Annotated in this window: 15 protein-coding genes and 1 tRNA gene; 7 read left to right on the top strand and 9 right to left on the bottom strand. The window is 59.6% G+C overall.

Features of this window, described 5'->3' with window-relative positions; genetic code table 11:
• Positions 1–72 precede the first annotated feature (72 nt).
• The 3 genes from GC1_RS02355 to fabI all read right to left on the bottom strand — a co-directional run bounded on the left by GC1_RS02355 (position 73) and on the right by fabI (position 2,808).
• Complete coding sequence (locus GC1_RS02355; protein WP_029204981.1) at positions 73–1,248, bottom strand: aminotransferase; 1,176 nt, start codon at positions 1,246–1,248, stop codon at positions 73–75.
• A 180-nt stretch (positions 1,249–1,428) separates the two neighbouring features.
• A complete protein-coding gene (gpt, locus tag GC1_RS02350; protein ID WP_019297787.1) occupies positions 1,429–1,932 on the bottom strand; it encodes a xanthine phosphoribosyltransferase in 504 nt (167 codons plus the stop codon).
• A 72-nt stretch (positions 1,933–2,004) separates the two neighbouring features.
• Positions 2,005–2,808: an enoyl-ACP reductase FabI gene (fabI, locus tag GC1_RS02345; RefSeq protein ID WP_019297788.1), complete on the bottom strand. Its 804-nt coding sequence runs from the start codon at positions 2,806–2,808 to the stop codon at positions 2,005–2,007.
• Positions 2,809–2,940: 132 nt separating this feature from the next.
• Here fabI and pdxH point away from each other — a divergent pair, with 132 nt between their 5' ends.
• From pdxH to GC1_RS02320, 5 genes are all read left to right on the top strand, one after another.
• Complete coding sequence (pdxH, locus tag GC1_RS02340; protein WP_019297789.1) at positions 2,941–3,546, top strand: pyridoxamine 5'-phosphate oxidase; 606 nt, start codon at positions 2,941–2,943, stop codon at positions 3,544–3,546.
• Between the two features lie 133 nt (positions 3,547–3,679).
• Positions 3,680–4,219 (top strand): cold-shock protein, encoded by a 540-nt coding sequence (locus tag GC1_RS02335; protein ID WP_019297790.1) that lies wholly within the window; start codon positions 3,680–3,682, stop codon positions 4,217–4,219.
• Positions 4,220–4,223: 4 nt separating this feature from the next.
• On the top strand, positions 4,224–4,703 hold the full coding sequence (locus GC1_RS02330; RefSeq protein ID WP_443136560.1) for a DUF192 domain-containing protein: 480 nt from the start codon (positions 4,224–4,226) through the stop codon (positions 4,701–4,703).
• Positions 4,704–4,746: 43 nt separating this feature from the next.
• Positions 4,747–4,823: transfer RNA gene (locus GC1_RS02325), tRNA-Pro, on the top strand.
• A gap of 723 nt (positions 4,824–5,546) precedes the next feature.
• Positions 5,547–9,191, top strand: coding sequence for a vitamin B12-dependent ribonucleotide reductase (locus GC1_RS02320; protein ID WP_019297792.1), 3,645 nt, complete (start codon positions 5,547–5,549; stop codon positions 9,189–9,191).
• A gap of 324 nt (positions 9,192–9,515) precedes the next feature.
• Here the strand turns inward: GC1_RS02320 and GC1_RS02315 are convergent, their stop codons facing one another.
• Positions 9,516–10,379, bottom strand: a complete 864-nt coding sequence (locus GC1_RS02315; protein ID WP_019297793.1) for an acyl-CoA thioesterase — start codon at positions 10,377–10,379, stop codon at positions 9,516–9,518.
• A gap of 54 nt (positions 10,380–10,433) precedes the next feature.
• On the bottom strand, positions 10,434–11,645 hold the full coding sequence (locus GC1_RS02310) for a serine hydrolase domain-containing protein (protein WP_019297794.1): 1,212 nt from the start codon (positions 11,643–11,645) through the stop codon (positions 10,434–10,436).
• A 273-nt stretch (positions 11,646–11,918) separates the two neighbouring features.
• Between GC1_RS02310 and aroQ the strand changes: the two genes are divergently transcribed.
• Together aroQ and GC1_RS02300 are read left to right on the top strand one after the other, a co-directional pair.
• Positions 11,919–12,368 carry a type II 3-dehydroquinate dehydratase gene (gene aroQ / locus GC1_RS02305; RefSeq protein ID WP_019297795.1) on the top strand — a complete coding sequence of 150 codons (450 nt, stop codon included), beginning with the start codon at positions 11,919–11,921 and terminating at the stop codon, positions 12,366–12,368.
• Positions 12,365–13,120, top strand: a complete 756-nt coding sequence (locus GC1_RS02300; protein ID WP_019297796.1) for a LuxR family transcriptional regulator — start codon at positions 12,365–12,367, stop codon at positions 13,118–13,120. The genes aroQ and GC1_RS02300 overlap by 4 nt, the downstream gene beginning before the upstream one ends.
• A 490-nt stretch (positions 13,121–13,610) precedes the next feature.
• Here GC1_RS02300 and tsf read toward each other — a convergent pair whose 3' ends face one another.
• From tsf to GC1_RS02280, 4 genes are all read right to left on the bottom strand, one after another.
• Positions 13,611–14,486: a translation elongation factor Ts gene (gene tsf, locus GC1_RS02295; RefSeq protein ID WP_019297797.1), complete on the bottom strand. Its 876-nt coding sequence runs from the start codon at positions 14,484–14,486 to the stop codon at positions 13,611–13,613.
• 80 nt (positions 14,487–14,566) lie between these two features.
• Positions 14,567–15,340 carry a 30S ribosomal protein S2 gene (rpsB, locus tag GC1_RS02290; RefSeq protein ID WP_019297798.1) on the bottom strand — a complete coding sequence of 258 codons (774 nt, stop codon included), beginning with the start codon at positions 15,338–15,340 and terminating at the stop codon, positions 14,567–14,569.
• Between the two features lie 188 nt (positions 15,341–15,528).
• Positions 15,529–16,359: a lysophospholipid acyltransferase family protein gene (locus GC1_RS02285; RefSeq protein WP_019297799.1), complete on the bottom strand. Its 831-nt coding sequence runs from the start codon at positions 16,357–16,359 to the stop codon at positions 15,529–15,531.
• Positions 16,356–17,111, bottom strand: a complete 756-nt coding sequence (locus GC1_RS02280) for a GNAT family N-acetyltransferase (protein ID WP_019297800.1) — start codon at positions 17,109–17,111, stop codon at positions 16,356–16,358. The genes GC1_RS02285 and GC1_RS02280 overlap by 4 nt, the downstream gene beginning before the upstream one ends.
• Positions 17,112–17,148 lie beyond the last annotated feature (37 nt).

Genomic DNA, 17,148 nt, shown 5'->3' with positions numbered 1-17,148 from the left:
GGAAATGCCGCTGACTGAATACGCGGCTGCCCGCAGAGGGGCAAGATGATTGCAGCGCAAACTGCTGGATGATCAGGGATTAAAGGCAGCTAGGCGTTCAAACAGCGTGTGAATGCCTGCGCGGTCCACATTGGCAAAGGCAATGCGGAACTGGCGGGCACCGTCCGGGTCGCCCTCGGGCATGAACATTGAGCCCGGCAGCATCAGGATGGACGCCTCCTTTACCAGCTTGCGAGCAATCTGGTCCGCGGGCTGGTCGAACGGGTGTTCGACATAAGCGAAATAGGCGCCGCAACCGAGGAGTTTCCAGCCGTTTGCGGCCAGCACCGGAAAGCCTTCCTCAATCGCGAGGCGGCGGTCGAGGATCTCCAGTCGTTCGCCTGCCAGCCAGTGATGCAGGTTTTCAATGCCCCACAGCGCGCCGGCCTGCCCCAATTGCGAGGGGCAGATGGTGACGGTGTCCAGAAATTTCTCCATCTCAAACAGGAGGTCCGCTGAGGCGGCGATGGCGCCGACCCGATGGCCGGTCAGCCGGTAGGCCTTGGAGAAGGAATAGAGGTGGATCAGGGTGCTGTCCCAGTCCGGCATCTGGAACAGCCCATGCGGGGCGCCGCCGCGGCTGTCGAAATCGCGGTAGGTTTCATCAACGATCAGCGCGAGGCCGCGGCTGCGGGCCAGGCTGAAGAAGGACTGAACCAGACCGCTGGGGTATTCCACGCCGCATGGGTTGTTGGGCGTGACCAGCACGACGGCGCGGGTGCGGTCCGTAATCAGCGCCTCTGCCGCGGCCAGATCCGGCAGCATGCCATCGCCCACATGCAGCGGCACGGCAGTAACGCCTGCCATGTCCAGCCACATTTTGTGATTGAAGTACCAGGGGACCGGGATGATCACCTCATCGCCCTCACCGCAAAGGGCGGCAATGGCGGCAGCAAATGCCTGGTTGCAGCCGGACGTGATGCCGACCTGCTGCGGCAAGACCTCTGCCTGATAGTGGCGGCACATCTGCTGCGCCAGTGCCCGGCGCAACGGGTCGTTGCCGAGGACGGGACCGTAGAGATGCGCGGAGACGTCATTGAGAGCGGCCTCCGCCAGCGCCTGACGCAGACCTTCCGGCGGCGCCTCTGCCGGGGCGGCCTGGCTCACATTCAACAGCGGGCGGTCCGGCGGGAAATCCGCCCCGGCCAGCCAGCGGCGCGATTCGACGATGGGCGAGACAAAGGTGGCTTGGGTGCGGGGCAGGGGCATGGGCGGCTCCGGGCTGCAGCGAAAGTTCAGGCGCATCCTGGTGCGCGCCGGGATATGTCTGGCACGGCGCCCGTTGCGGCTCAAGCGGGAAGGGCGCACGGGTTTGCCCTAAGGCCGGTCCAACCAACGAAAAAGGCGCGCTGTGACGCGCGCCTTTGGAATTCTGCAGGCTGGACCGCTTCAATCAGTGCCGCGATAGGGTTCGACGTACTGCAGGGCCATATCCCAGGGGAAGAAGATCCAAGTGTCCTGGCTAACCTCAGTAATAAAGGTGTCCACCATCGGCCGGCCCTTGGGCTTGGCGTAGACCGTTGCGAAATGCGCCTTGGGGTACATTTGGCGCACCAGTTCCAAAGTTTTGCCACTGTCGACCAGATCGTCAATGATCAGCACGCCCTCGCCGTCACCCATCAGGGCTGCATCCGGCGCCTTCAGCACCTCGGCCTCGCCCTGGGCCTGGTGATGGTAGGAGCGGACAGAAATGGTGTCGACGGTGCGGATGTCCAGCTCGCGGCTGACGATCATCGCCGGCGCCATGCCGCCGCGGGTGATCGCCACAACGGCGCGCCAGGCGCCATCGTCGGGGCCTTGCCCGTCCAGGCGCCAGGCCAGGGCACGGCTGTCGCGGTGGATCTGGTCCCAGCTGATGTGAAAGCCTTTTTCGTGCGGCAGACGATCAGTCATTTTATGTGCTCCCCGCGGTATCGCGTCAGCTTGCCGGAGCCCGGACCGATGCCCGGGCCTCCGTGTTTTCAGTTACTTGGAGATATCCGGTGCATCCACCGCCTTCATGCCGACGACATGATAACCCGCATCCACATGCAGGTTTTCGCCGGTGACGCCGGAGCTGAGGTCGGACAACAGGTAGAGCGCGGACTTGCCCACATCGTCGATGGTCACGTTGCGGCGCAGCGGCGAGTTGTACTCGTTCCACTTCATGATGTAGCGGAAATCGCCGATACCCGATGCAGCCAGGGTCTTGATCGGGCCGGCAGAGATCGCGTTGACGCGGATTCCGTCCTTGCCCAGGTCCTCGGCCAGGTATTTGACTGAGGCCTCGAGCGCGGCCTTGGCAACACCCATCACGTTGTAATGCGGCATCACTTGTTCGGCACCGTAATAGGTCAGGGTCAGCAGCGAGCCGCCGTCCTTCATCATCTTCTCGGCGCGGTTTGCCACGGCGGTAAAGGAGAATACTGAGATGTCCATGGTCATCTGGAAGTTGCTGCGGCTGGTGTCGACGTAACGGCCGCGCAGTTCATTCTTGTCGGAGAAGCCGATGGCGTGAACGACGAAGTCCAGCTTGCCCCATTTTGCTTCCAGTTCGGCAAACAGCGCGTCGATCGACACTTCGTCCGAGACGTCGCAAGGCAGGACGATGTTGCTGCCCAGTTGCTCTGCCAGCGGGTCGACCCGCTTCTTCAGCGCATCGCCCTGATAGGAAAAGGCAAGCTCGGCCCCGGCATCGGCGCAGGCCTTGGCAATGCCCCACGCAATGGATTTGTCGTTGGCCAGGCCCATGATGAGGCCGCGCTTACCGGCCATCAGTTGACTAGACATGCAGGTTCTCCGCCTGTGATCTGATAATTTAGCGGTGTTTATAATGCCGCGCGGGGCGCTTCAAGGGTGCTTACCCTTGTAGGCAGAAACGAAGCTGCCTAGGTTGCGTTCAAATTCCCGTTTGAGGTGCTCATGTCCGACCGCACAGGTATATTCGCAGGCGACGACCCCTTTGCCATAGCCAGGTCCTGGCTCGAAGAGGCAGAACGGTCCGAACCCAACGACCCGAACGCCATCGCGCTGGCCACGGTGGATGCGACTGGGCTGCCCAACAGCCGCATGGTGCTGCTCAAGGAAATAGAGGACGGCGCCTTTGTCTTTTATACCAACTATGAGAGCGCCAAAGCGCAGGAGCTGGATCATGCAGGCAAGGCAGCCTTTGTCATGCACTGGAAATCCTTGCGCCGCCAGATCCGGGTGCGCGGAACCATCACGCGCGAGGACGGGCCGCAGGCGGATGAATACTATAGATCCCGCTCACTCAAGAGCAGGCTAGGCGCCTGGGCCTCGAAACAGTCTCAGCCGCTGGACAGCCGCGGCACGCTGATGGCGGAGGTCGCGAAGGTGACGGCGATGAAGGGACCGAATCCGGAACGGCCGCCGTTCTGGGGCGGCTACCGTCTGGTACCTTTGGAAATCGAGTTTTGGGCCGATGGCGCCTTCCGGTTGCACGACCGGTTCCGCTGGCGCCGCGATGACGCATCTGCAGCATGGAATATTAATCGCCTTAATCCCTGACAGGAATCGTCAGTTTACCTTGGGTCAAGTCGTCTTTCGTGACATTTTCAAGACTTTTTAGCTTGAATTCCAAGGTCAGTTTGGCGCATCAGGGCAGCATCAAAAAAACAAGAAACGCGGTAGGGAAAATCCAGTGGCAGAAGATCTCAGCAGCTTGCAGCAAGTTCAGGGGCTGGTGAAGTGGTTCGACCCGGCGAAAGGGTATGGCTTTGTCGTTTCCGACGCTGGCGGCCCGGATATCCTTCTGCACGTGAATGTACTGCGTAATTTCGGGCAAAGCTCTGTCGCGGACGGCGCCCGGATTGAAATCGTAACGCATCAGACCGGCCGCGGCGTTCAAGCGGTTGAGGTCATCTCGATCCAGCCGCCGGAACGCGAAGACACCCCGGTGCTGAGCGACTTTGCCGAATTGGACATGGTCAGCCTGCAGAACGAACCGCTGGAGCCTGCGCGGGTCAAGTGGTTCGACAAGGGCAAGGGTTTCGGCTTTGCCAATGTGTTTGGCCGGGATGAAGATGTGTTCCTGCATGTTGAGGTTCTGCGCCAGTCCGGCTTGGCGGACCTGCAGCCGGGCGAAGCATTGGCGATGCGGGTGATTGACGGCAAGCGCGGCCGCATGGCGGTCGAAGTTCTTGCATGGGAAGCCGCATTGGCGGCCGGCAGCCAGGTCTGATCTGGTGCCGCGGCGTCTTCTTAGCTGGAGTTTCGCCGCCGCCGCATTTTCCGTGATTGCCGCCCCGGTCTTTGCCGGGGATTGCAAGCCCGGCAGGGTAGACCTGCGTGGCAGCTGGGGGCAGACCGGGTTCTCTGTTGAAATTGCCGATGACGAGCAGGAGCGCGCCCAGGGGCTCATGTTCCGCGAGACGATGCCGCGCGGGGCAGGGATGCTGTTCGTCTATGAGCACCCCCAGCCGGCGGCGTTCTGGATGAAGAACACGCTGATCCCGCTGGACATCATTTTCCTGGATGAAAGCGGACGGGTCACTTCGGTTCATGAAAATGCCAAACCCGGCGATCTGACGCCAGTCCCAGGCGGCGATGAAGTGTTTGCCGTTCTCGAAATAAACGGTGGATTGGCCCGCCGCTACGGTATCGCCCCGGGCAGTCAGATGCGGCATGAAATTTTTTCCGCCAGAGGCGCAGTTTGGCCCTGTTAGGGGTTTTCAAATCACTTCGCCGGAGATAGGAAGGCGCACGGTCCGGGGCGTGGCGCAGTCTGGTAGCGCACCTGTTTTGGGTACAGGGGGTCGTGAGTTCGAATCTCGCCGCCCCGACCACTTCTCTCCATAAAATTGCAGCGAATCTTTGCCAGGTAAAACCGCCTGAAGGATTCGGTTCCCGCTTTTGGGGAGGGTAATCGACTTGATGCAATCATGAGTGTTAATACTTTCTTAATGCACTGTTAACACTCCCTTAACCAACTGCCGCTGAACCGCATCAGTTTGTTAAGGACGCCACAGGGTCCAATGCTGCAGCGCCATGATACCATCGGAAGATCACCGTAAAGTTGTTTGTGCATGCCACTTGCCGCTGGCCGCTCAAGGGATGTGAATCATTGCCCGAATGAGCTGCCGCTCCGGCGCCTCTGCGACGCGGCAAGTTACTTGCTTGGCATAAGAAATCCGGGTTGCCCGCAAACTGGATTTTTACACCGCCGGACGTGGCAGCCTGTGGATGAATCAATGGCCGTCGCCGGACCCTTGAAACCGCGAATAGCGTCAACAGCAAAGATCGTTGCCAAGGGGTAAATTTAACGTTGACCCTTTGTGTGTGAATACGCCAAATTGTGGACACCGGTTGCGATGGCACTAAATCTGGTGGGTTAAGGGGCCACAGCAACAACGCTGAAGACAGCAGACAGTCCTTTGTAGAATGGCCGGCGAGGGCCGCAAGTGCGCCGTATGCGGCGTGCGCTGGGTATCTGCGTGTTGCGTGGCCGGGACATTTGGTGCGGGGGCACCGTGACACTTGACCGATGTGTGCTTGAGAAGGGGCAGAGCATGAAGATCGAACGGAAATTCACCAAACCCGGGCAGGATGCTTATGCCGATCTGGCTTTTGTCTCCGCCACCTCGGAGATCCGTAACCCGGACGGGACCATTGTTTTCCGGCTCGATAACATCGAAATCCCGTCTTCTTGGAGCCAGGTCGCAAGCGACGTCATTGCTCAGAAGTATTTCCGCAAGGCCGGTGTGCCGTCCCGGCTGAAGAAAGTCCGTGAAAAAGACGTGCCCGAGTTCCTGTGGCGCTCTGTCCCCGATAAGGGCGCGGAATTTGGCGGTGAGACGTCCTCCAAGCAGGTTTTCGACCGTCTGGCGGGCGCCTGGGCCTACTGGGGCTGGAAGGGCGGCTATTTCTCCTCCGAGGAGGATGCGCGCGCTTACTACGACGAGATGCGCTACATGCTGGCGACCCAGCGCTCGGCCCCGAACTCGCCCCAGTGGTTCAACACCGGCCTGCACTGGGCCTATGGCATCGACGGCCCGGCGCAGGGCCACCACTACGTCGACTACAAGACCGGCAAACTGACCAAGTCTGACAGCGCTTATGAACACCCTCAGCCGCATGCCTGCTTCATTCAGTCGGTCTCCGATGACCTGGTGAAGGATGGCGGTATCATGGACCTGTGGGTGCGTGAGGCGCGTCTGTTCAAATACGGCTCCGGCACCGGCACCAATTTCTCCCATCTGCGCGCCGAGGGCGAGCCGCTGTCCGGCGGCGGCAAATCCTCCGGCCTTATGGGCTTCCTCAAAATCGGCGACCGCGCAGCGGGCGCCATCAAATCAGGCGGCACAACCCGTCGGGCAGCAAAAATGGTGATCGTTGACGCCGATCACCCGGATATCGAAGACTTCATCCAGTGGAAGGTGATCGAGGAGCAGAAGGTCGCGTCCATCGTCGCGGGCTCCAAGATGCACGAGAAGATGCTGAACGGCATTTTCGAGGCGATCCGCAGCTGGGACGGGGCTGAGGCCGACGCCTACGACCCTGCGGTCAACGGCGGGCTGAAATCGGCCATCCGAGAGGCCAAGAAGGTGGCGATCCCGGAAACCTACATCAAGCGGGTGCTGGATTACGCCAAGCAGGGCCACACCTCGATCGAGTTCCCGACCTATGACACCGACTGGGATTCCGAGGCCTACAGCTCTGTCTCCGGGCAGAACTCCAACAACTCGATCCGGGTGACCAACGCCTTCCTGCATGCGGTCGAAAAAGACGCCGACTGGGAGCTGTTCAACCGCACCGACGGCAAGGTTGCCAAGGTGATCCGGGCGCGCGACCTGTGGGAGAAAGTCGGCCACGCAGCCTGGGCCTGTGCCGATCCCGGCATCCAGTTCCACGACACCGTGAACGAGTGGCACACCTGCCCGGAAGACGGTGAGATTCGCGGCTCAAACCCTTGTTCGGAATACATGTTCCTGGACGACACCGCCTGCAACCTGGCATCTCTGAACCTGCTGAGCTTCCTGAAGGATGGCCAGTTCCAGGCAGATGACTACATGCATTGCTGCCGCCTGTGGACGCTGACGCTGGAAATTTCGGTGATGATGGCCCAGTTCCCGTCCAAGGAAATCGCACAGCGCTCCTATGACTTCCGCACCCTGGGTCTGGGCTATGCCAATATCGGCGGCCTGTTGATGAACATGGGCTACAGCTATGACTCGGATGAGGGCAGGGCGCTTTGCGGTGCGCTGACCGCGCTGATGACCGGTGTGGCCTATGCGACCTCCGCCGAGATCGCCTCCGAACTGGGTGCCTTCCCGGGCTACGCGAAAAACGCAGATCACATGCTGCGTGTGATCCGCAATCACCGCAATGCTGCAAAGGGCAATGCTGACGGATATGAGGCGCTGTCCGTGAAACCGGTGCCGCTGGATATCGCCAGCTGCCCTGATGCGCTGCTGACCGATCTGGCCGCCAGCGCATGGGACGAAGCACTGGAACTGGGCGAAAAGCACGGCTACCGCAACGCCCAGACCACGGTGATTGCACCGACCGGCACCATTGGCCTGGTGATGGACTGCGACACCACAGGGATCGAGCCGGATTTTGCCCTGGTGAAGTTCAAGAAGCTCGCTGGCGGCGGCTACTTCAAGATCATCAACCGTTCGGTTCCGTCGGCGCTGGAGGGTCTGGGCTACAGCTCCTCGCAGATCGAGGAAATCGTGTCTTATGCGGTGGGCCATGGCTCCATCGGCAACGCGCCGGGCATCAACCACACCTCGCTGGCAGGCCACGGTTTTGGCCCGAACGAACTGGCCAAGGTGGATGCGGCGCTGGAATCGGCCTTTGACATCCGCTTCGTGTTCAACCAGTGGACCCTGGGTGAGGATTTCTGCACCGGCGTGCTGGGCATCCCGGCAACCAAGCTGAACGATCCAACCTTCGATCTGCTGCGCCACTTGGGCTTCACCAAGAAGGACATCGAGGCTGCCAACGATCACGTCTGCGGCACCATGACCCTGGAAGGCGCACCGCATCTGCAGGAAGAACACTATGCGATCTTTGACTGCGCCAATCCGTGCGGCAAGAAAGGCAAGCGTTTCCTGAGTGTTGACAGCCATATCTGCATGATGGCGGCGGCCCAAAGCTTCATCTCCGGCGCGATCTCCAAGACCATCAACATGCCGAACTCGGCCACTATCGAGGACTGCCAGAAAGCCTATGAGCTGAGCTGGAGCCTGGGCATCAAGGCGAACGCGCTCTACCGCGACGGCTCCAAGCTGAGCCAGCCGCTGGCAGCGGCGCTGGTCGAGGATGACGACGATGCGGCTGAGGTGCTGGAAAGCGGCGCGCCGCAGGAAAAGGCGGCGGTTCTGGCCGAGAAGATCGTCGAGAAAGTGGTCATCAAGGAGGTGCTGAAATCGCACCGCACCAAGATGCCGCAGCGGCGCAAGGGCTATACCCAGAAGGCAGTTGTCGGCGGCCACAAGGTGTACCTGCGCACCGGCGAATATGAGGACGGCAACCTCGGCGAGATCTTCATCGACATGCACAAGGAAGGCGCAGGCTTCCGGGCGATGATGAACAACTTCGCCATCGCGGTGTCGGTCGGCCTGCAGTACGGCGTGCCGCTGGAGGAGTTTGTCGACGCTTTCACCTTCACCAAGTTCGAACCCGCGGGCATGGTCCAGGGCAACGACTCGATCAAGAACGCGACCTCGATCCTCGACTATGTGTTCCGCGAACTGGCGGTGTCCTATCTGGACCGCACTGATCTGGCGCATGTGAAACCGGAAGGTGCCACCTTTGACGATCTGGGCCGGGGCGAGGAAGAAGGCGTGTCGAACCTGTCGGAGCTGAGCGAAAGCGCCGCGACCCGGTCGCTGGAAGTTCTGAAGCAAATTTCCTCAACCGGTTATCTGCGCAAGCGTCTGCCGCAGGATTTGGTGGTGCTGCAGGGCGGCCAAACCGACGCCGGCGTGCTGGGAACTGGAACTGATCCGGTGGCGGCGCTGCAAACCCTGGTTCCGGAGACCAGTGCAGCACCGGCGCAAAATACTAGCGGCATGGACGCGCGTACCAAGGCAAAAATGCAAGGCTATGAAGGCGAAGCCTGCGGCGAATGCGGCAATTACACGCTGGTGCGCAACGGGACCTGCATGAAATGCAACACCTGCGGGGGAACCTCCGGCTGCAGCTGAGGACCTTCGCTTGCGGCGCCGGTCTTACCCCCGACGGCGCCGCACCCAAACACTGCAGGCAGGCTGAGGGCTGCTTGTGACGACATCAGGAACGGGTGCGCCCGTTCTGAACACCGGGATGGCCCAGGTAAGAAAAAACTTTCGGGCAGTCAATGAAGGAGCCTGACCGGTGACAACTGGCTTCCTCTGGATCAGAGGGAGCCATTTTCTTTTTGGTTTCTCGTTAGGAACCGTTGCTATTCGCTGATCTGGATATCTTATAATCAGAATTATGGTAAATATGGCGGAAGACAAGACACGAAAGCCAATCACTTTCAAATAAGATCAACGCCTTATAGGCCGCAGTAAACCCTCCTGGGCAACACTGGCCACCAATTGTCCATCCTCGGAAAAGATAGAACCGCGATTGAACCCGCGAGCTTTGCCTGTAAATGGCGCGTCCATCGAATACAAATGCCAGTTCTGCAACTGCACCGGTGCATGGAACCACATTGCATGGTCCAGGCTGGCGGTCATCGCTTTCGGATTGTGAAACGTCAGCCCGTGCGGACGCATCGAGGATCCCAGCAGCCCGAAGTCCGACACATACGCCAGCAAAATGTGCTGCAGTTCAGGCCCTGCGCCCTGTGCCGCTTCCATCCGGATCCACATCTGGTTGGCATCACTGGTTTCTTCCGGTGACAAAGGATCGCGCGGCTCAACCTCCCGGATCTCAAACGGCCGTGCCCGCAGCAGTTCAGCCTGCCGCTCCGGTGCAAACCGGCTGGCGTTCCGCTTGAGGATCTCGTGCCGCGGCTCCAAACTGCCCGGCTCCGGAACATCCGGCATAGCGTGCTGAAAGTCCCAGCCGTCTTCTTCAGCATGAAACGACGCCGCAAGGTTGAGGATCTGTTTGCCGTTCTGCATAGCCACCACCCGCCGTGTGGTGAAGCTGCGGCCATCGCGAGCTGGATCGACTTCATAGATCACTGGTCTTGAAGGATCCCCGGGCCGGATGAAATATGCGTGAAGAGAGTGGCATAACCTTCCGGAAACACTGGCATATGCTGCTGCCAGTGCCTGGGCGATCACCTGGCCGCCGTAAATGCGTGTCGGAGTTTCGCCGCCGGATCCCGACCCGCGGTAGAGATTGGTGTCCAGCGTTTCGAGGTCCAGAAGATCCAGCAGGATTTTGGCAGTATCAGACATTTACAGTGTTTTCCTTTGACCGGCCGTCATTTTGGCAGGGTTTGCGCCCGGACGCTATTCTGTGAAGGCTCCATACACCAGCGCCTTGAGCTCTGGCCGTGACGGATAGGAGCTGGATGGCGCGAGCTGGGTCAGGAATACCACCGAGGTTTCAAGCTGCCGGTCGACCCAGAAAAAGGTCGATGCAATCCCGCCCCAGCTGAAATCACCGATGGAGCCTGGACAGCGCGCGCGCGCCGGATTGAGCACTACAGCACCGCCAAGGCCGAAACCCATACCCTCCATCGGCTGTTCAGCGAAACTGCTTGGCCCCATTGAAGCGATGTCGCCATCAAGATGGTTTTGCATCATAAAATCAGCGGTTTGAGGGCTGATAATGAAGCCATCTCCACAGCGCCCGCGGCGGCGGAGCATCTCAGCGAATTTCATGTAATCGTCAATTGTTCCGATCAGCCCGCCGCCGCCGGAATGCATAGTTACCTGTTCAAACGGCGAACTGCCGTAGCTGTCGGTCAGGCGCAGGCTGTCACTGCCGGCATCAGCTGAATTGAGCGCCATCGCGTCACCTGCCAGCGGGGTGTAGAGAGAGGCAAAGCGGTTCCCTGCCCCTTCAGGCACCTGAAACGCGGTTTCAGTCATGCCCAACGGCTCAAAGATTTCAGCAGCCAGAAAGTCGCCCAGGGGCTTGCCGGACACAACCTCAACAACCCGGCCCAACACGTCAGTTGCCACAGAGTATTCCCAGCGGCTTCCGGGCTTGAACGCCAGCGGCAGCTCCGCCAGACGTGCCACCATGGCGGACAGCGGTCCGTGGTCCGGTTTGAACAGAAGATCCTCTTGCTCCATTGCCTCCGGCAGCAGTCCGGGGTTGAACGGATAGCTCAACCCGCTGGTATGTGTCAGCAGCTGATGCAGCGTTGGTGTCTGGCACGGTTCAGTCTGATCTAAGTCAGTTGCCCCCGGCACCAACGCCCGCATGGTGCAGAATTCCGGGAGAAAGTCGCTTACGGGGGCATCCAGGTGAAACAGGCCCTGCTCAAGAAGTTTCATAACGGCAACTGATGTCACCGGCTTGGTCATCGAATAGAGCCGCACCAGGGTATCACGCGTGAACGGCAGGTTTTCTTCGACATTGCGCTGTCCGACTGCATGGAAATAAATTTCTTCGCTGCCGCGCCGGATCAACAAGGCGCTGCCTGGATATTTCCTTTGATCTACATAGCGCTGCTGCCAGGATTTGATCCTGTGACTGCGGTCGGATTTCATTGCTGCCCCTCTCTTCTTTGCGGCAGGCCGGCCGTCTCGGGTTCTCCGCAATATGCGCTGCCGCGCAGACCGGGTCGAGCGAAATACATGGTAACAGTGCTGGGAGTTCAGCCAGCGGCAGCGCAAAGGCTGTCCGCCATCCAATTCACCGCAAACGTTCAACCCTAAGCTGGTTACGCCAAGTTTTTTTCCTCCAAAGACGTTTGCCTATTCGCTTTCGAAACAAATTTGTCTTAGAAGTTCAAAGGGAAAGACGGTAAGGACATAAATCTTATGGCGAGTATTCTGGTATTGAACGGACCCAATTTGAACCTGCTTGGCACCCGCCAGCCGGAAGTTTATGGTTCTGTTACTCTGGCGATGGTAGAAGACGCCTGCACCGCCCACGCGCAAAAGCTGGGGCTGGAAGTTTCCTGCCTGCAGTCAAACCATGAGGGCGCGCTGATTGACGCCATTCATGACGCAAGAGGCAAGCACCAGGGTATCATCCTGAATGCCGGAGCCTATACGCACACGTCGATAGCGCTTATGGATGCGCTGATTTCCGTGGAAATTCCGGCAGTTGAAGTTCATCTCTCCAACATTCATGCGCGCGAAGACTTCCGCCATACCTCTTACATCTCCAAGGCAGCTCAGGGGCAAATCTGCGGTTTTGGCGCCCAGGGCTACTTGCTGGCGCTGGACGCATTGGCCGCGCGTTTGAAAGAGGCCGGCACGGCATGAAGCTCCAAAAGTATCTGAATTTCCTCTGCGGTGCGCAGAGCCTGGAGGAGCTATGGCATGGGCACGTCCAGCAGATGGCGGAATATGGTTTTGACCGGCTGATCTATGGATACACCCGCTATAAGACGGAAACTTCGCTTGGCGATCCGGACGACTTTGTCATCCTGTCGAACCACAACAACGCGTATCTTGAGGGTTTTTTGCACAGGGGGCTCTATTTTCACGCGCCGATGCTTCGCTGGGCGCTGGAGAATGAAGGCGCCGGCAGCTGGCGGATTGTGCAAGAAATGGCCGCCAATGGAACGCTGGGGCCTGAAGCCCGAAAGGTGCATGCGTTCAATCAGGAACTGGACATGACGGCTGGCTATACTGTCAGCTTCTATTCCACTTCCCCGCGCTATAAGGGGGCAATTTCGCTGGCGGCGCGGCCGGGCCTTTCTCAGGATCAGGTGGATGCCCTGTGGCAGGAGCTGGGCGAAGATATCGTGCTGATGAACAACGTTGCGCACCTGAAGATCCTCACTCTGCCCTATACGGCCCCGAACCGGAGCCTGACCAAACGGCAACGGGAGGTGCTGCAATGGGTTGGCGACGGCAAAACTACTCAGGATATTGCCCTGCTGATGGGGCTGACCCCTGCAACAATTGAAAAACACCTGCGGCTCGCCAGGGAATCCCTTTCTGTGGAGACCACTGCGCAAGCAGTTCTGAAGGCAGCCTTGCATAACCAGATGTATGTGATGGACACCTGAACCTGGCAGGCGGGCACACTGGGCACGGCCCAAACTTCACGGGCTTATAAATCTGGATCTTCTTCCAAAATTTGGTTTCAGTAAAACGCTTTAGCGTGGCTGCCTCCGGCTGCAATGTCCACACGACGCCAATTAGCGTCAAGAAGTATGGTATTCAGTACTACCGTTAAAGGATAATTCATTGCAATTTGCACATGTTCCGTGAGTGGTGGCTTTGGCCAAGGAACTTTGGGTATTGAACCTTGCGATTACAGGGCTCTCCTACCTGATCGGGGGCAGGCACGTATAGATCCGTGTCCTGCCCCGATATCTGAGGGGTCCTGCCCATCCCCATCAGCGGGGCCCCTCGCACCTTCTCCCGGACCAACAGACCAGACCAGACCATTACTGGCGCGTCCCGACGCGCGCTGCCAGGGTTCAGCCATTGCACCGGGCACAAAAAAACCGGCAGGAGTTCCTGCCGGTTTCAATTTTCAGACTGGAGGGCTGATCAGCCCTGAGCTGCCTTTGCAACTTCGGCTGCGAAGTCTTCCTTCTCAACTTCGATGCCTTCGCCGACTTCAACCCGGACAAAGCCGGTGATGGTGGCGCCAGCTTCCTTGGCGGCGGCTTCGACGGTCAGGTCCGGGTTCACCACGAACTGCTGGTTCAGCAGAGTGGATTCCGCCACGAATTTCTTCATGCGGCCTTCGATCATCTTTTCGATCACCTGCTCCGGCTTGCCGGATTCACGTGCGATGTCGATCTGAACCTGCTTTTCCTTCTCAACGATGGAAGCATCCAGGTCAGCCTCGGACAGCGCAGCCGGGTTCACAGCTGCGATGTGCATCGCAACCTGCTTGCCGATGGCTTCGTCGCCGCCGTTCATCGCAACCAGAACACCGATCTTGCCCATGCCTGCGGTGGCCGCGTTGTGGACGTAGGACACAACGGTCTCGCCTTCCAGCGCTTCCATGCGGCGCAGAGACATGTTTTCGCCGATGGTGGCGATCTTGTCGGTCAGAGTGTCGGCAACGGATTTGCCGCCCAGATCTGCTGCGGCCAGGCCTTCGATGTCTGCAGCGCCCAGAGCTGCGGTGGCGATTTTGCCAACCATTTCCTGGAACTCGCCGTTTTTCGCAACGAAGTCGGTTTCGGAGTTCACTTCAACAGCAACGCCTTTGCCGCCTTCGACGACAACGGCCACCAGGCCTTCTGCGGCGGTGCGGCCGGATTTCTTGGCGGCTTTCGCCAGGCCTTTGGTGCGCAGCCAGTCAACAGCGGCTTCCATGTTGCCGTCGTTTTCGACCAGCGCTTTCTTCGCGTCCATCATGCCTGCGCCGGTGGATTCGCGCAGTTCTTTCACCATTGCTGCAGTGATTGCCATCTCTTGGCTCTCCTCAATTCAAAAACAGATTTGGGGCAGGTGATACCCTGCCCCGCATGTCAGTTCCGTGACAGGACGGATCAGGCTTCGGCTGCTGCTTCTTCAGCAACGGCTTCTTCTGCCGGTGCTTCTTCCAGCGCGCCCAGGTCAACGCCTGCAGCGCCCAGCTGAGCCGACATGCCGTCCAGAGCGGCGCGGGCAACCAGGTCGCAGTACAGCGAGATGGCGCGCGAAGCGTCGTCGTTGCCCGGGATGATGTAGTCAACGCCATCGGGGGAGCAGTTGGTGTCGACAACAGCCACAACCGGGATGCCCAGTTTCTTGGCTTCGGCGATGGCCAGTGCTTCTTTTTTCACGTCGATGACGAACAGCAGGTCCGGCACACCGCCCATTTCGCGGATGCCGCCCAGGGAGGCCTGCAGCTTCTCCTGGTCGCGTTCCATGCCCAGACGCTCTTTCTTGGTCAGGCCTTCGGCGCCGCCAGCCATCTTCTCGTCGATTTCCTTCAGGCGGTTGATCGACTGGGAAACGGTTTTCCAGTTGGTCAGGGTGCCGCCGAGCCAGCGGTGGTTCATGAAGTACTGAGCAGACTTCTCAGCAGCTTCGGCAATCGGTGCAGCTGCCTGGCGCTTGGTGCCGACGAACAGGATGCGGCCGCCTTTGGCAACGGTGTCACGGACGACTTGCAGCGCCTGGTCCAGCATCGGAACAGTCTGGGTCAGGTCCATGATGTGGATGCCGTTGCGCGCGCCATAGATGAAGGGCGACATGCGCGGGTTCCAGCGCTGAGTCTGGTGGCCGAAGTGAACGCCAGCTTCCAGCAGCTGACGCATGGTGAACTCAGGAAGAGCCATGCTATTATATCCTTTCCGGTTTCTATCCTCGGCGGGGGTTCAGAGCGGATGCTCCAACCGGGGGTCCGTCAGGGATGTCTCCCCTGATCAGGCCAAACCCCGCCTGCGGGTTCGTAGGCGCGCCTATAGATCAGAAACCGCCAGCTGGCAAGAGGCGTCCCGCAGAAATCGGCGCCCTACCCCGGATTTCAGGCTTTCAAGGCGTCCTGATGGCCTTTGCGCACCATTTCCTCAGCCCGGGCCGCCAGCGCCTTGCGGTCCGGAAAGTCCGCTACTTTCAGAGGTGGGTGATAGATCAGCTCAACCGTGCCCTGGCGCGCGGCGGCCAGAACTTTAAGAAGGTGCGGCCCGAAGTCCATGTCGCCCCACCAGCCATAAAAGCGGGCGGGGGCGCCTTTGGGGGCGTGATACACCACCGAAACCGGCTGAACGTACAGGCCGTTGCGGAGCTGATCGGTGAAAAACGCGGCAAAAAGTGTTGTTTTGAAACGCAGAACGCGCAACCCGTCAGTCGACGTGCCTTCCGGGAAGAACAGAAGTTTATGCCCGGCCTGCAGCCGATGCTCGAACAGTTCCGCCTGCTCTCTGGCTTTCTTGGGATTCCGTTCGATAAATACGGTGCCGGTGGCCCGCGCCAGCCAGCCGATGCCGGGCCATCCGGCAACCTCGGCCTTGGACACGAAATAAATCCGCTTGCGCGCGTTCAGGGCAAAAATGTCCAGCCAGGAGGAGTGGTTGGCAACAACCGGCCCGCGCTGCCGCATCAGCGTGCCGCGGGTCTGATAGCGGATCCCCATAATCCGGAACGCATTGCGGCAAACAAACTGGGTTATAAACGGCGTGACCGGCCGCTGGAGCCCGAACAGCGGCCGCTCTGCCAGCCGCAGAAGCAGCAGTACCAGCAGCCCTCCGAAGACCAGCAGTGCCAGCGGCAGGCCGCGCAACAGCACCAGAACCCAGCCCAACGGGTTGATCCGGACCGGATCAGGCCTGTCCTCACTGTGCCAACTGATGCTCATCCGCGGCCTCCGGCATAGATCCGGCGCTGCCGCTCGTTCATCCTTGCCGTGTCAAGCACCAGGCAAACGTCAGTTGTGTTGAATGCCCTATCAATGTAGGCGCCTTCTCCGACAAAACCTCCGAGCCGCAGATAGGCTTTTATCAGCGCTGGAGTTTCGACCATGGCGCGCTTGCGATCGAGATCATCAATGACAACTAAGTCCATGCTTTGAAATGCTTTTGAACGCACGCGCAGATCCGGAGGTGCCAGATGGTTGTGATGCAGCATGGCCAACGGACTGGCCAGGGCCTGCGGATCCGTTCCATGAAAACTGGCAACACCGAACAACACCTCTATACCGTGCTGTTCGACGTAATCCGCCAAGCCGGACCAAAGGTGAAACATCGCCATACCGCCACGGTAGTCCGGGTGCAGGCAGGAACGACCCAGTTCCAGCAGCCGGCGGCCCGAGGCCTTCAATAAGGTCAGGTCATATTCATCCTCAGAATAAAACTGCCCCGCCCTTGCCGCCTGGTCATCCCGCAGCAGCCGGTAAACCCCAACTACCGCGCCCTTGGCCACATCCGTCACCAGCATGTGGTCGAAGTAAGGATCAAAACGATCCCGTTCCAGCCCGGCCTCATGATCGACCATCTCACCGCCACCGCCCAGTTCGCGCACGAACACGTCATAGCGCAGCGCCTGCGCAGCCCGCAGTTCTTCCTCTGTTTCCGCGATTTTCACGGAAAATTCCGGGATGGTGTCTGCCATTCGGTCACCTTCGTGTCGTTCAGGCTTGAGCGCTTTG

It is taken from the genome of Leisingera sp. ANG1, assembly GCF_000203975.2.
In the GTDB taxonomy this organism is placed as follows: Bacteria; Pseudomonadota; Alphaproteobacteria; order Rhodobacterales; family Rhodobacteraceae; genus Leisingera.
The sequence above is the reverse complement of the archived record's forward strand: the minus strand, read 5'-3'. Positions and strand labels throughout refer to the sequence as shown.